Raw genomic sequence first — 13,808 nt, forward strand, 5'->3', positions numbered from 1 at the left:
TTAGAGCGCGTCGCGGACGAACCCGTGCGCACGCTGTAATCGTTCGACCGCCTCAGTATACGAAACATCCGCTAAAATCATGACGATCGCCGTCTTGACGTGACCATTCGCCGATGTGAAATAACGCGCGGCTGTCTCAAGATCAACCCCTGTCGCTTCCACGATCATCCGTTTGGCCCGGATTTCAAGCTTTTCATTCGTCGATTGAACATCGACCATCAGGTTTTGATAGACTTTTCCGATGCCGATCATCGCTGCCGTTGAAATCATGTTCAGGACGAGCTTTTGTGCCGTTCCGGCTTTGAGCCGGGTCGAGCCGGTCAAGACTTCCGGTCCGGTTTCGACTTCGATCCGGAGGTCGGCGTGCTGGCTGATGACGGCGTCTTTATTGCAGGACAACGCAGCTGTCGCCGCGCCGATTTCACGGGCGTAATCGAGACCGCCGATCACGTAAGGGGTCCGGCCGCTTGCGGCGATGCCGATGACGGTATCGTTTGCGTTTACTTTGAGCGCCTGTAAATCTTCGACAGCAAGCGTTTTGCTGTCTTCCGCCCCTTCAACGGCCTTGATGAGCGCCCGTTCGCCTCCGGCAATCAAACCGACGACCATCTTTGGTGAGACACCAAATGTCGGCACACATTCTGCCGCGTCGAGCACACCGAGGCGGCCGCTCGTTCCGGCTCCGATGTAAATCAGGCGTCCGCCCGCTTGAAACGATTGAATGACTTGCGCGACGACTTGCTGGATGACCGGGATTTCCTGTCGAATCACACCTGCGACAGACTGATCCTCCTCGTTCATCACCGTCAAGATCTCCTCGACCGTCATATCGTCAAGCTCCATCGTTCGTTGATTCCGGCGTTCTGTCGCCAATTTCTCTAACATGATTTTCATCCTCTCTCCACAGCTCCTTTTTATCCTGAACATAACGAAACATTAATTCAAAAATAAATTGATTTAATAGAAATAAAATTGCAAAAGAAGTCAATAGGGAAAGCCCAACCGCGTCGATTGGACTCCCTCAAACGAGCCTGTTACTTATTCCAATTGCGGAATCCGTCCCCGAACTCCCGGTACAAATCGGTTTGGAACGTACCGTCCTTAAACTTCGGCACATCGACCGGCAATTTCCCTTGTGGTACGAATTCACCAAAAATGGCGCGGATTCCTGCCGGTAAATTCGGTCCGGCTGATTTTGTGTTTCCCGCTTCCGAATCCGGTCCGTTCGGATCCCCTTTGAAGCCGTAAACGAGCAGTTGGGCATCAGCGTCCGGTTGTACGGCGACATCATACGGATTCCGCAGACTGAGCAGGACGGATTTCTTTCCTGTTCGGTTAGCCTGATGGAAGACTTCCGCCGGCACATAATGATCCGCGGAAGATGCTCCGAGCTTCGCACTGTTGTTGACGTTCGAGCCAACAATCAGATAATCGGCTTGATTGATTTTCTCCTGAAGTGCCGGATTTTGATTGAGATGCGGCGTCGAGGCTCCGTAATTTTCCGTCAGCACGTTCACCCGCTTCAGATTGCCGGCATTTTTCTCAAGCGACCGGATCGTCTTGACCATACTGTCCGTCTGGTCTTTTGTCGGTGACAGGACGAGGACGGTCTGCCCTTTTTTCGGCTTGAACGGTAATGTCTTGCGATCATTTCTGACGAGCGTGACTGCCGCTTCCGTCATCTGCCGCTCAAGCGCCTTATGTTCGGGACTGCCGACGACAGCCTTCGCCTCAACCAGTTGTTCCTCAAGCGTCACCGGATCAATTGTTTCCTTCCAGATGCCGCGTGTCGCTTTGAGCGTCAGAATCCGCTCGACGGAACGATCGATGTCCGCTTCTTTTAAGTCACCGCTTTCGACGGCTTCGATCACGTCGTCAAAAATCGACTCCAGTTTCGTCACGTCGTTCGCAGATCTTAAAATCGTCGGCATCAACGCGATATCGACACCGGCTTTAAACGTCTTGATGACGGCTTCCGACTCCGTAAAGTTGTCGGCAATCGCCTGCATGTTTAAGGCATCGGTGACGACAAGTCCCTGATAGCCGAGCTCTTCCCGTAAGACACCGGTAATGACGTCATCCGATAACGTCGCCGGTAGCGGGAACGTCCCTTGTTTGGACTCGACGACCTCATCCTCAATCTGCGGCATGCCGATGTGTCCCGTCATGACCATGTCGATTCCTTCGTCAATTGCCCGTTTAAACGGAATCAGTTCCAGCTGTTTCAGTTCAGCCAGCGATTTGTCGACGACCGGTAAGCCGTAATGCGAGTCGACTGCCGTATCGCCGTGTCCCGGGAAGTGTTTCGCCGTCGCAGCGACTCCTTGCTGCTGAATGCCTTGCGTCATGGCCGAGCCCAGTTCCCCAACCAGGTTCGGATCACTTGAAAACGACCGGACTCCGATGACGGGATTGCCCGGATTATTGTTGACGTCCAGGACCGGACCAAAGTTGACGTTGATGCCGAGTGCATGCAATTCGGAGCCGATGATTCCCCCTGCCGCTTTTGCGTAAGCCGGACTGCGAGTCGCCCCGAGTGCCATGTTGCCCGGTAAATTGGTCCCCGTACCGAGTCGTGTGACGATGCCGCCTTCCTGGTCAATCGTCACGAACAACGGGATATCGTTGCTCGGATCCTGCTCGACGACTTCCTGCAAATCATGGACGAGTTTCGTCGTCTGTTCCGTCTCGCTGACATTTTCCGCAAACAGGATGACACCACCTAAATCAAACCGGTCGATGATCCGTCCGACTTCCGGTGCCAGTTGCGTATGATTAACCCCGTTCCATAACCGGAAATCCGGCATGATCATTTGACCGATCTTTTGCTCAAGCGTCATCTGTTCCAGTTGCGCGTCAACCCGTTGTGTAACGGATGGTGTCTCGGCCGCGACCGGGTGCATCGGCAATGACGCGGCAAGTAACGCCGTCGTCAATCCGAGTGTCGCCGTCCAGTTGAGTTTCTGTCCCATATACTCAGCTCCCCTTTTGTTTTGACCCCTGCATGATTGCTACTTCCCCGTGTTCCCCGTTAGTATAACAAGCCCGACATTCAGAAACAATGTTTTATTTGAAAGCGTAAACATTTTGAAATAAAATTTCTTTATTGTTTTTATTTATTTTGTGTGATGATGACTCCTGTATAATGAATAGAACATCATTCCCTGCAAGGAGACACCTATCCCATGAAAAAATTCCGTGGCAAACGCCGCTACTTTCGACAACTTCAGGCCGAACAACACATCTCGGCCCATGCCTTAGATTTCAGTTCTGACAGCTGGTTTGATTTTTGGCATGTCCACCTTGATTTTTATGGACGTGGAAATGATCACCTCAAAATTCGAAAAGCACATGTCCGGGCACTGTTTCAGCTGATGAATGAGCTCGATGCCGCACTCAAGGAGTGGGGACAACCGTATCAGCTTTGGATTGAACTGTCCCGGCTAGATGCAGGATTGGACGCCGTCTACATTCATACACACAATCCAAACGACGATAATTTTCCGTTTACTAATCCAACTTTAACGGAACCGACCGAAAGATTGCCGGACTATCTGCAAACCATCGATGGATTGGAGCATTATCAGATCCGTTCATATGAACAGCGAAACTATGATGAATTTGACGATGTGCCGGTAGAAACCGCTGATCAGATCCTCGTCATTGAACGACGAGATCACCACTTATATCCGCTTTAATTCACTGGTCTCATATATCTTGATAATGAATGAAGTCTTTTCTTTACTGTTCGATTCAATCACCATCCGACATCATCCGTCCAAAAATCGTCAAGTTCGTTTATTTTGAATCCTCTACACTGATATCAAGAAAGGAGGAATGACGATGTTAAAAGAACTGAACCAACTCATGGACCATATTGAACACCATCTGACCGAGGAACTTTCAGGAACGGACATTGTCCGAATTACTGGAGTTTCCGAATACCATTTCAGACGAATGTTTTCGTATATGTCCGGCATGACACTAAACGAATATATCAGAAACAGACGTCTTTCGCAGGCGAACCTCAATCTCGTCAATCAGCATTCGGTTACCGAAGTCGCTTACGAATACGGCTATCAATCGATTGAAGGATTCTCACGTGCCTTTCGTGAGTGGTCTGGTTTCCTACCTTCAGAAGTCATTAAAAATAAAATTCAAAAATCTTTTCCCCGTTTTACTTTTTATATTGATATTAAAGGAGGAGTTTCCATGGAGTTTAAAATTGAACGAAAAAGTCAGTTTCATGTCGTCGGCGTCTCCAAACGTGTTCCGATTCAGTTCGAGGGCGTCAATCACTCCATTGTGGAGTTAGCTCAATCGATTACGCCACAGCAACGCCAAGAAATGCACCAATTAGCCGATCTATATCCGGAAACCGCCTTGAATGTCTCGTTTGATTTTGATGAGGGTTATCTAGAGGAACAAGGAAGTTTGACTCATATGATTGGTTTTGCGACGAGTAGACAAAATCCTTACGGAGATTTAGAGCAAATTACGATTGAGGACAGTCTGTGGGCCGTTTTTCCAAACACCGGTCCGTTTCCACAAACGCTTCAAGAGACGATGGCAAAAACCTATGCAGAGTGGCTACCCACTTCAGGCTATGAACTCGTCGACTTTCCAAGTATCTCATTCACGATTCACAAGGATGATTCCCTGAACGTTTACAGCGAAGTTTGGGTCGCGGTCAAGGAAAAAACGACGTCTTAATTCACCTTGCGGACAACGGCTGCCCGTAGTTTTCATTTATTATTTTACAAAACATCCCGTGCCATCGATACTGTTGGCGCGGGGTGTTTCGTTTATCAGAATTCATTTGTGATAGTTCTTATTAATGTAATCATGATTTGTACTGTGCAAGAACCATTTTCCATGCATGATCGAGCGTTCTTTATGCTTTAACACCATGCGTGATCCAATCAAAAAAAATCAGCAGTAACATTCCGCCGAATACGAGATGGATCAGCCAAGGCAACGTCCCCATAAAGACTTCCCGTGCCGCACCGTTGAACGATTACCGTTCTACTTAAAACGCTTTCTGTTTTTTGTAATTTCCTATATCGTTGCTCCTTCGGCCTCCTTGTTACTGTTGATCCACTGGAAATCGCTCCGTCCTCAAACGCGCGACGCACGTTTGATTGTCTCCACCTTGTTTCTGCTGTTGTTTCTCGTCGATTTTTTCCCTCGTGGCTGGTACCAGAATGCCATGCTTGCCTTTACGCTTACCGTCGGATTGTTCGTTACCTTCATCGGACTGCGCTGAAAGAGACACACTCGACAAGTGATAATACGTCAAAAGACCGCATCACCCGGATGCGGCCTTTTAGTTCATCGCGATTCAGGAAGATACGGCTTCCCGTCTCGTCACTTCACTTCATATAATCAAAAATCTTCTTCGGACCGCCAAGCCGTAAATCGGCGATGATGTGTTGGGCATCAATGATTTTTCCGACTGGGAAATCGGCCAGCGGTGCCATGACATGCTGGAACAATTCCAAACGGGCCGGTCCACGGTAGGCTTCCTTCACCTGAATATCCGTGATTTGACTGCGCGTTAATTCAGAGATAATCAGCTCCCCTTCATAGCCGCGATGCTGTTTCAGCATGAATTGCGGTGTCCCGATGATCGCTTTCGCCTCTTCTTCCTTGACCGGATAGTATTTGTAGCCCATCGTCGCCTGGGCGACACGAAGCGAATGATAATCGAGAGTTCCGACGAGAACGTCGTTGTCTAAAAACAGCTTCGGCGAACCGTATTTTTTCGGGAACGAGGCAACTTCACGCCCGGAAGCGATGGCCGCCTGGTTATTGACGTACATCGACAGGTAGAACTCCCCGACTTCCCCGTTGTACCGGACCGGGATGACATGACCGCATTCCAGATACGATCCGAGTCCCGTACTGTCCGGCATATTGATGACTTCGAACTTGATCTGGTTGCCGATCAGCTCAAGCGGTTCCGGTACAACGGCCCGCAATTGCTCCAGGTCCGTTTCATAAACGATATTCATGTATTCGCGGTTCCGGAAGAAAATATCGACCGCCGGAAAGACCGGTGCGTTGACCGGTGTCGCGACGATATTCTGGACATCCTCTTTTTTCATCTGCTCATCCCCCTTATTTGACGGCGAGAAGTGCCTTGAACTGCTCGACACTTTGTTCAAAGTCGGTTACTTCCTGTTTGTCCTGTGCATTTCGGACGAGTGCTTGAATCATTGAATTGACCGGAGTCGGAATGCCGTACGTTTCCCCGTACATCGTGACGACACCGTTAATGTAGTCGATTTCCGTCGGCTGATGTTTCCGTAAGTCCTGCAACATGCTCGCTTCAAGATTCCGCGAGCTGTTCATCAGTTGCGGCAGTTCAATCATCTTTTGGTCGATGTCACTGAGTTCGCTGTAGACCGTGAAGTCCACTTCTCCCATCCGGGCAAATTCGATTCCGTGCGCCTGACCGACATCAAGGACTTCCTTCATCGCGTGAATCGCGGCCCGCAACAGGACCGGATGGTCGAGCACGTCACCATACGTCGCGTTACAGGCGGCAGACAATCCGCTGAACGCACTGTTGATGATCAGTTTCGACCATTTCGTGCCCGGCAGGTTATCGGAAATTTCCGTTCCGCCGATCGTATCGAGGACTTCTTTTAACCGAACGATCCGGTCTGTCGTCGCCCCGTCGAGTTCGCCGATTTGCAACGCATATTTTTTGAAGAACGCGTAATCTGTTGTCAGGCGGGATTGTCCCGGTCCGACATACGTCGCCCCGAACTCCACGGATCCCGCGATAATCTGTTCGCTCGGAATATGCTGGCGGATGATTTCTTCCGGTACTCCGTTTTGCAAGGAAACGAGGATGCCGTCTTCTTTTAAAATCGCTTTGACCGCCGGTAAGACTTGCGGATTGTAGAGCTGTTTCGTCAGCAACAATACGATATCATACGTTTTCGTAATCTCTTCCGGCAGAAAAGCCGTGACGCGTTGCGTCATATCGGGTCCGACGACGTGTGCCCCGTTCTCGTTTAGTCGCGCGACATGTTCTTTGTTCGTGTCAATCAAGTCAACGACAGGATATGTTTCACTCAAATACGCACCCATGATGGTACCGAGTGATCCTGCTCCATAAATTGCGATATTCATTTCCATCACCTCTGCACTCAGCATATACCGGTTTCCACATAAACAAAAATATATAATGATGTATACTACTATAAACGATTACTTATAGGAGGTGTGAGAGGTGGAATTGCTTCATTTACATTATTTCAGAACCGTCGCAGAAGAACTGAATTTTACTCATGCCGCGAAACGTCTGTTCATCAGTCAGCCGGCACTCAGCATGACGATCAAAAAACTCGAACGGGAATTGGATACCGAATTATTTAACCGGAACGGTCGGACGATCACCTTGACGAATCAGGGACGGATCCTGTTGCAGTCCGTCGAAAAAATCGAAAATGAACTCGCACTCGTCAAAGAGCGGCTGTCTAATCCGGAACAGGACGTGACGATCAGCCTCGCCAGTTCACACGGTCGCTTTATTCAGATTCTGCTGGCGGAATTTTTGGTTAACCCGTCAGCGACGCTGTTCAATACAGAGATTTTGTCGAACCGTGAAATCCTGTCGCAACTTTTGACCGATGAAATCCATTTCTCGATCAGCTTTATGGAAATCAAACATCCCGAAGTCACGAGTGAACCGGTCATCGAAGAAGAGATTGTTTTGACTTACCCCGATCATTATACGGAGCAGGAAGTAATGCGTGTGCTTTATGACAACGAGACGGCAAAATCGTTCCTGTTCCCGTCACACAATAAGGATTACAACAGTTTCATCAAATTAAAGATGACGGAATTCAGTTTATACGCGGATTCGATTCGTTACATTGATGACGTTTCCCTGCAGGTCGCCCTGCGTCAGCAACGGTATTTCAGCTTCGTTCCCGTTTCCGTCTGCCAGGAACTGAAGCTTCCGTTCGTCGCCAAGGATAACCTGACGATCGTCTCGAACATCTATTTGTCACGCTTGAGCCGCGGTCTGACCGAAGAACAGCAGATTGTTTACGATGCCATTAAACAGTTCTTCCTCCGCGAAGCTGCTTCCTTCGTTAAATAACGGATACCCGAAAAAACGACCGTCCTGATGACAGGCGGTCGTTTTGCTGTGCAGTATGATAGTTCGCTTTAAGAAGATACAACTTCCTCACCGGTTAAATCGATGTGCCCTTCACCCCAGGCACACATCGCATCTAAAATCGGGCGCAACGACCAACCGTAATCCGATAACGAATAGATGACTTTCGGCGGAACCTGTTCGTAGACGGTCCGGATGATGACACCGTCCTGTTCGAGTTCACGCAGTTGTTGCGTCAACATTTTTTGCGTGATGTTCGGCATCAGCTTTTTCAATTCGCTTGTCCGGCGTTCGCCTTTAATGAGATGACACATGATGACGACTTTCCATTTGCCTCCGATGACTTGTAGCGTCGCTTCGACCGGAATATTGTAGGCCATGCTGATTCTTCCTTTCGTTACGAAGTACGGTGGGACAGGTACTTTTTAGTACCTATCGCACTTGAAAGTGCGTACTTCTCAAGTAGATTTGATGGGTTTATGATAACAACTGTTAACGGAAAGTACAAGCCACCTTCGTCCATTGCTTTAATTGGTGATGGTAGGGTACTTTTTAGTGCCTATCGCACTTAAAAGTACGTACTTCCATAAAAAACAATGCCGCTCTATGATGGGATCACGCAGAAGTGTCCCTGTTTGAAAAACGATCCGGGCCCGGTCGTTCGGAGCATGGTTGCACTATCTCACTTTAGCTCATTTATCCAGGAGGAATTATCATGAATCAATTAAACCCGCGTGCTGAACAGGAACAGGTCCCGCAAAACGGCCGCTTCGCCCTGCTCGCACTTGCTATCAGCGCCTTTGGTATCGGAACAACGGAATTTGTCCCGGTCGGTCTGCTCGCTGCGATCGCCGGTGACTTAAATATCGGCATCACTCTGGCCGGACTGATCATTTCCGGTTACGCAATCGGTGTCGCCGTCGGTGCACCGATCTTGACTGCCCTGACGAACCGGATGAACCGGAAAACATTACTGATGGCGTTGATGGTCGTCTTTATCGCCGGAAATCTCGTATCAGCCATCGCACCCACTTTCGAACTGTTGATCGTCGCCCGGTTCATCACCGCGTTTTCGCACGGTGTCTTCTTCTCGATTGGCGCAACGATCGCCGTTCAGCTCGTACCGGAACATAAAAAAGCCAGTGCCATCGCTTTGATGTTCACCGGTCTGACGGTTGCGACCGTAACCGGCGTCCCGCTCGGCACATTCATCGGTCAATCATTCGGCTGGCGTGCGACGTTTTTTGCCGTTGCCGCACTCGGCGTCATCGCCATCATCGCGAGCTTTTTCCTGATTCCAAAAGACTTGAAACAATCACCGCCGGCGAAGTTTTCCGACATGTTCAAACTGTTGACGAACGGTCGTTTAATGCTCGGTTTCCTGATCACCGCCCTCGGGTACGGTGGAACGTTCGTCGCCTTCACCTACTTGACGCCGATCATGCAGGACGTCACCCACATCAGTCCAAGTCTGATCAGTATCATCCTGCTTGTCTACGGCATTGCGGTCGCCATCGGCAACACGGTCGGCGGAAAACTCGCCAACGGAAATCCGATCAAAGCGTTGTTCTATATGTTCATTCTGCACGCGATTGTCATGATTGCCCTGTCCTTCATGATTCCGTTTAAAGTCGCCGGCATCATCGGCATCATCCTGATGGGACTGCTTGCTTTCATGAATGTCCCAGGTCTGCAGCTGTATATCGTTCAGCTGGCGGAAAAATACGTCCCGGCAGCGGTTGATGTCGCTTCCGCGTTGAACATCTCCGCCTTTAATATCGGGATTGCGCTTGGGGCAACCATCGGCGGACTCGTTGCTGACACGATCGGACTTGTCCACACACCGTGGGTCGGCGGGATCATGGTCATCCTCGCCGTCATCCTGACTGCCGTCTCCCGTCGTCTTGAACGTCTATAATCATGCCGACGGATATGCGTGCACTTGACTACACCGTCCGGATGCTCGGAACGGTGCATGAGATGCACATCATCACTCAATTATTGCAGACTTCCTTGTTCCATCGACCAGTTGTCATCAACCGGACCCAAGCATTCACGGCGAGAGTTGACCGTGTGTCTGACTCATCTTACACAACGGGGAGTCATTGAACGACCGGAAGCCGTCTATCAACTGACGCCAACAGGTAAAAGTTTGCACCCGATTTTTCAAGCCATCGCCGAACAAACCCAGCATCCATGAGGACGCTGGGTTTTATCTTGTCGCGACAAGCGTGAATTCCCACGGGATGTTTTCGCCCTTCCACCCCCGATGTTCGTCCAGTTGCACGAGCGTGAAGCCGCTTCTGATGACGGTGTTCACGATTTCACTCATCGTATAATGCAGCAATAGCACCTTCGGAAAGTCAGCTTGTTCAGCCGGATCAAAATGGGATTGATACGCAATGTTTTCTTCATATGTATTCTGATCGAAATAGTGCGGGATGTACTTGTCTTCATGAATACAATGTTTGATCGGATGATAATCACTCAAAATCAGTTTCCCGCCCGGTTTGAGCAAGGCAAACAAAATCGCCGTGAATGCCTCCAGGTCATGAAAATAATGCAATATCCCGCCTTCAAGATACAGGACATCGATTTGGTGCTGATAGGTATGCAAATCGATCTCATAAATATCGCCGACGACATATTCAATTTCTGTCCCGGTACAGGCGGCAAGTTCAAGGGCATAGCGGCGGTTTTCTTCCGAGATATCGAAGACCGTGACGTCCGCTCCAAGCAGTGCCAGTGGAACAGCCTTACGTCCGTTTGATCCGCAGAGATTGGCAATTCGTTTTCCGACAACTTCTTCAAAATAGTTCTGATGTTTCTTCAGGCTTGCCCTCGGGTCGGCCATGATTTTTTTTGCCTTGTCCACCGGTGACCCGTCACGCTGATTCCAAAATTCGTAGGCCCGGTATTCCCAGGCCGTTTTGTTGCGTTCACTGGATTTTTTCACATTTTTTAGCTCCTTTTCAGTCTGACTCTATTTTAAGGCAAAAAAGTGTCCAACTGTATTTTTAAAGAAAAACAGCACACTTGCCGCTTTACTTTGAGTTCTTATGAACTTATAATCAAAATATAAACAGGATAGTATTTAAAAGGAGGAAGCGCTGTTGACACTATTGATTGTATTTTTAGCGATCGTCTTCATCATGCTCGCATTGGACCTTGGCGTGTTTCACAGGAAAGCCCATGAGGTCTCGCTCCGCGAAGCCTGGACGTGGACGTTCGTCTGGATCGGACTCGCCGTCGCCTTTGGCGGTTGGTTGTTCTACGCACAAGGCAGTGACGCTGCCATTGAATACACGAGCGTTTATTTCATCGAGAAGGCACTCGCGATTGATAACGTCTTCGTCTTCTCACTCGTCTTTGCGTACTTCGCGATTCCGTTGAAGTACCAGCACAAAGTCTTGTTCTGGGGAATTCTCGGTGCCATTCTCTTCCGCGTCATCTTCATCGTCGCCGGAGTATCGCTTCTTGAGAACTTCGCATGGGTGTACTACATCTTCGGGGCATTCCTTGTCTACACGGGTTACATGATGTTTAAGAACATCGGTCAGGAAACGTCGCTTGAAGAAAACAAAACGATCCGTTGGCTGGAGAAACGCTTGCCAATCACACAAGACATCTCGTCCGGTAAATTTACACAGCGAATCAACGGTAAATTGTTCTTTACACCACTGTTAATCGCGTTGATCTTCATCGAAGTCTCGGATATCGTCTTCGCCGTCGACTCGGTCGCAGCAAGCTTTGCCTACTCGCGTGATCCGTTCATCATCTTCTACGCGAACATCATGGCGATTCTCGGACTCCGCAGTCTCTACTTCGTCCTCGCGAACCTGATTGACCGCTTCTACTACTTGAAACACGGTCTCAGCTTCATGCTCGTCTTCATCGGAGCGAAGATGATTTTCAGCGATGTCTACAAAATGCCAATCTGGATGTCACTTGGAACAATCGTCCTTGTCATCCTGATCAGTGTCATTTACAGCTTTAAAAAGACAAAAACACAAAAGTAACTTCAGGCAAGGAGGGAATCACATGATTCTCTCCTTGTTTTCCGTTCCATCCATGACGACAAAAAAGATGATAGACATCTCTTCTTACGGGATGTCTTTCATCTTTTTCATGATCTCATCAACGCAAATCAGCTGTTGACGACTTGTTCAGTTGGTTCTTCCGCCATGATTGGCCGATTGATTGACAGTTGTTCGCCGTCTTTTAACCGTTTTTTAAATTCAGCTGTCGCTGTAAACAGTACATCCGTTGAAGAGTTGAGTCCTGTTTCAAACGAGTCTTGTAAGACACTGATGATGAATCCGACAGCGATGACTTGCATCGCGATCTCATTCGGAATTCCGAACAAACTGCAGGCAAGCGGAATCAACAGGAGAGATCCACCGGCGACACCGGAAGCTCCACAGGCACAGACAGCAGCCAAGACACTTAAGATGATGGCAGTCGGAAGATCGACCGGGATGTTAAGCGTATTGACCGCAGCAAGTGTCAGGACGGAAATCGTTACGGCCGCCCCTGCCATGTTGACGGTCGCGCCAAGCGGAATCGAAATCGCATACGTCTCTTTATCGAGACCAAGTTTTTTACACAGCTCCATGTTAACCGGAATATTGGCAGCCGAACTCCGTGTGAAGAAGGCTGTAATTCCGCTCTCACGGATACATTTAAAGACGAGCGGATACGGATTTTGACGAACGTTGATGAAAACGATCAGTGGATTGACGACAAGCGCAACAAACAACATCGTCCCGATTAACAGGACAAGCAATTGACCATAGTTGAGAAGGGATCCGAGACCGTTTTTCGTAATCGACTCAATGACAATCCCCATGATTCCGAGTGGTGCGAGTTTAATGATCCACCCGACCATCTTCGCGATCGCATCCGAAAAATTTGAAATGAACGTTTTCGTTGAATCGGAAGCATTTTTCAGCGCTAAGCCCAATACGATGGCCCACGTTAAGATCCCGATGTAATTGCCTTGGACTAACGCATTGACCGGATTGTCCACCATATTCAAGACGAGTGTCCGGATGACTTCAATCGCATTACCCGGCGCAGCTAATTTCTCCGTACTCTCCGTCAGCGCGATGTTGACAGGGAACAGGAAACTGAATACGACAGCAACGGCTCCCGCCAAGAACGTCCCGAGGAGATACAGGAAGACAATCGACTTCATGTTCGTCTGTTGTCCCTTTTTATGCTGGACGATTGCTGCCATGACCAGGAAGAATACTAAGACCGGCGCAACGGCCTTCAGCGCGGAAACAAACAGTGTTCCAAAGATGGTGATGGACTGGGCAGCTTCAGGAATCGATACAGCTAAAATAATACCAATAATCAAACCGACTGCAATTTGTTTCACTAAACTGATTTGGTTCCACATCTTCAAAACTTTCATACGTTCCCCTCCAGGTTCAAAACGAATAAGTTATTTAGAATTTGAAAAATAACGATTCTCTCTCCTATCCAAAAGACAGATAGTTTACTCGTTTACTTTTCTAAAAATTCTCTCAGTTTGTTGTGTTCTATTTTTACATAAATCCCGTGAAATAAAAACTAGTTTTTTGCAAGAAATCCGATTCGTTTAAGACTAGGTGTTAAAAGAATAGGTATGCAATCGATTGCATTATTAAGAACAGGAAGTGCGTTT

15 protein-coding genes are annotated in these 13,808 nt (G+C 48.7%); 8 read left to right on the forward strand and 7 right to left on the reverse strand.

The window, feature by feature from the left end; genetic code table 11:
• On the reverse strand, window positions 1-894 hold the full coding sequence (gene murQ / locus N7U64_RS05005) for an N-acetylmuramic acid 6-phosphate etherase (protein ID WP_318928748.1): 894 nt from the start codon (window positions 892-894) through the stop codon (window positions 1-3).
• Window positions 895-1,034: 140 nt separating this feature from the next.
• The gene (locus tag N7U64_RS05010) at window positions 1,035-2,972 is read right to left on the reverse strand and encodes a glycoside hydrolase family 3 protein (protein WP_318928749.1); all 1,938 of its coding nucleotides are present in this window, start codon (window positions 2,970-2,972) and stop codon (window positions 1,035-1,037) included.
• Window positions 2,973-3,185: 213 nt separating this feature from the next.
• Here N7U64_RS05010 and N7U64_RS05015 point away from each other — a divergent pair, with 213 nt between their 5' ends.
• The 3 genes from N7U64_RS05015 (at window position 3,186) to N7U64_RS05025 (ending at window position 5,266) form a co-directional block, all read left to right on the forward strand.
• Window positions 3,186-3,698, forward strand: a complete 513-nt coding sequence (locus tag N7U64_RS05015) for a hypothetical protein (protein WP_114595996.1) — start codon at window positions 3,186-3,188, stop codon at window positions 3,696-3,698.
• 145 nt (window positions 3,699-3,843) lie between these two features.
• Entirely contained in the window at window positions 3,844-4,713 is an 870-nt protein-coding gene (locus N7U64_RS05020; protein ID WP_318928750.1) for an AraC family transcriptional regulator, read from the forward strand.
• A 247-nt stretch (window positions 4,714-4,960) separates the two neighbouring features.
• Complete coding sequence (locus tag N7U64_RS05025; RefSeq protein WP_147269816.1) at window positions 4,961-5,266, forward strand: hypothetical protein; 306 nt, start codon at window positions 4,961-4,963, stop codon at window positions 5,264-5,266.
• Window positions 5,267-5,372: 106 nt separating this feature from the next.
• Here the strand turns inward: N7U64_RS05025 and N7U64_RS05030 are convergent, their stop codons facing one another.
• Together N7U64_RS05030 and N7U64_RS05035 are read right to left on the reverse strand one after the other, a co-directional pair.
• Complete coding sequence (locus N7U64_RS05030) at window positions 5,373-6,107, reverse strand: acetoacetate decarboxylase (protein ID WP_318928751.1); 735 nt, start codon at window positions 6,105-6,107, stop codon at window positions 5,373-5,375.
• 13 nt (window positions 6,108-6,120) lie between these two features.
• Window positions 6,121-7,143: a ketopantoate reductase family protein gene (locus N7U64_RS05035; RefSeq protein WP_318928752.1), complete on the reverse strand. Its 1,023-nt coding sequence runs from the start codon at window positions 7,141-7,143 to the stop codon at window positions 6,121-6,123.
• Between the two features lie 100 nt (window positions 7,144-7,243).
• Between N7U64_RS05035 and N7U64_RS05040 the strand changes: the two genes are divergently transcribed.
• The gene (locus tag N7U64_RS05040) at window positions 7,244-8,119 is read left to right on the forward strand and encodes a LysR family transcriptional regulator (RefSeq protein WP_318928753.1); all 876 of its coding nucleotides are present in this window, start codon (window positions 7,244-7,246) and stop codon (window positions 8,117-8,119) included.
• A 68-nt stretch (window positions 8,120-8,187) separates the two neighbouring features.
• On the opposite strand, the gene N7U64_RS05045 is transcribed toward N7U64_RS05040, so the two are convergent.
• Complete coding sequence (locus N7U64_RS05045) at window positions 8,188-8,517, reverse strand: winged helix-turn-helix transcriptional regulator (RefSeq protein WP_012370213.1); 330 nt, start codon at window positions 8,515-8,517, stop codon at window positions 8,188-8,190.
• 335 nt (window positions 8,518-8,852) lie between these two features.
• On the opposite strand from N7U64_RS05045, the gene N7U64_RS05050 reads away from it, so the two are divergent.
• Genes N7U64_RS05050 through N7U64_RS15390 form a run of 3 tightly spaced genes read left to right on the forward strand, consistent with a single transcriptional unit; the run spans window position 8,853 to window position 10,337 of the window.
• Window positions 8,853-10,055 (forward strand): MFS transporter, encoded by a 1,203-nt coding sequence (locus tag N7U64_RS05050; protein ID WP_318928754.1) that lies wholly within the window; start codon window positions 8,853-8,855, stop codon window positions 10,053-10,055.
• A 2-nt stretch (window positions 10,056-10,057) separates the two neighbouring features.
• On the forward strand, window positions 10,058-10,246 hold the full coding sequence (locus tag N7U64_RS05055; protein WP_318928755.1) for a hypothetical protein: 189 nt from the start codon (window positions 10,058-10,060) through the stop codon (window positions 10,244-10,246).
• Window positions 10,209-10,337 carry a hypothetical protein gene (locus N7U64_RS15390; RefSeq protein ID WP_413230421.1) on the forward strand — a complete coding sequence of 43 codons (129 nt, stop codon included), beginning with the start codon at window positions 10,209-10,211 and terminating at the stop codon, window positions 10,335-10,337. Before N7U64_RS05055 ends, N7U64_RS15390 begins: the two co-directional genes overlap by 38 nt.
• A 12-nt stretch (window positions 10,338-10,349) precedes the next feature.
• Here the strand turns inward: N7U64_RS15390 and N7U64_RS05060 are convergent, their stop codons facing one another.
• Window positions 10,350-11,093 (reverse strand): class I SAM-dependent methyltransferase, encoded by a 744-nt coding sequence (locus N7U64_RS05060; RefSeq protein ID WP_318928756.1) that lies wholly within the window; start codon window positions 11,091-11,093, stop codon window positions 10,350-10,352.
• 157 nt (window positions 11,094-11,250) lie between these two features.
• Here N7U64_RS05060 and N7U64_RS05065 point away from each other — a divergent pair, with 157 nt between their 5' ends.
• Window positions 11,251-12,156 carry a TerC family protein gene (locus N7U64_RS05065; RefSeq protein WP_214848626.1) on the forward strand — a complete coding sequence of 302 codons (906 nt, stop codon included), beginning with the start codon at window positions 11,251-11,253 and terminating at the stop codon, window positions 12,154-12,156.
• A gap of 128 nt (window positions 12,157-12,284) precedes the next feature.
• Here N7U64_RS05065 and sstT read toward each other — a convergent pair whose 3' ends face one another.
• Window positions 12,285-13,556, reverse strand: a complete 1,272-nt coding sequence (gene sstT / locus N7U64_RS05070) for a serine/threonine transporter SstT (RefSeq protein WP_214848625.1) — start codon at window positions 13,554-13,556, stop codon at window positions 12,285-12,287.
• Between the last annotated feature and the right edge of the window lie 252 nt (window positions 13,557-13,808).

The organism is Exiguobacterium sp. K1 (assembly GCF_033721435.1).
Taxonomy (GTDB): domain Bacteria; phylum Bacillota; class Bacilli; order Exiguobacteriales; family Exiguobacteriaceae; genus Exiguobacterium_A; species Exiguobacterium_A artemiae.

Coding starts and splice junctions, on each gene's coding strand:
- N7U64_RS05035 (WP_318928752.1), bottom strand. CDS start 7,143: ATGAATATCGCAATTTATGGAGCAGGATCACTCGGTACCATCATGGGT.
- N7U64_RS05015 (WP_114595996.1), top strand. CDS start 3,186: ATGAAAAAATTCCGTGGCAAACGCCGCTACTTTCGACAACTTCAGGCC.
- N7U64_RS05030 (WP_318928751.1), bottom strand. CDS start 6,107: ATGAAAAAAGAGGATGTCCAGAATATCGTCGCGACACCGGTCAACGCA.
- sstT (WP_214848625.1), bottom strand. CDS start 13,556: ATGAAAGTTTTGAAGATGTGGAACCAAATCAGTTTAGTGAAACAAATT.
- N7U64_RS05025 (WP_147269816.1), top strand. CDS start 4,961: ATGGATCAGCCAAGGCAACGTCCCCATAAAGACTTCCCGTGCCGCACC.
- N7U64_RS05050 (WP_318928754.1), top strand. CDS start 8,853: ATGAATCAATTAAACCCGCGTGCTGAACAGGAACAGGTCCCGCAAAAC.
- N7U64_RS05055 (WP_318928755.1), top strand. CDS start 10,058: ATGCCGACGGATATGCGTGCACTTGACTACACCGTCCGGATGCTCGGA.
- N7U64_RS05045 (WP_012370213.1), bottom strand. CDS start 8,517: ATGGCCTACAATATTCCGGTCGAAGCGACGCTACAAGTCATCGGAGGC.
- N7U64_RS05010 (WP_318928749.1), bottom strand. CDS start 2,972: ATGGGACAGAAACTCAACTGGACGGCGACACTCGGATTGACGACGGCG.
- murQ (WP_318928748.1), bottom strand. CDS start 894: ATGAAAATCATGTTAGAGAAATTGGCGACAGAACGCCGGAATCAACGA.
- N7U64_RS05020 (WP_318928750.1), top strand. CDS start 3,844: ATGTTAAAAGAACTGAACCAACTCATGGACCATATTGAACACCATCTG.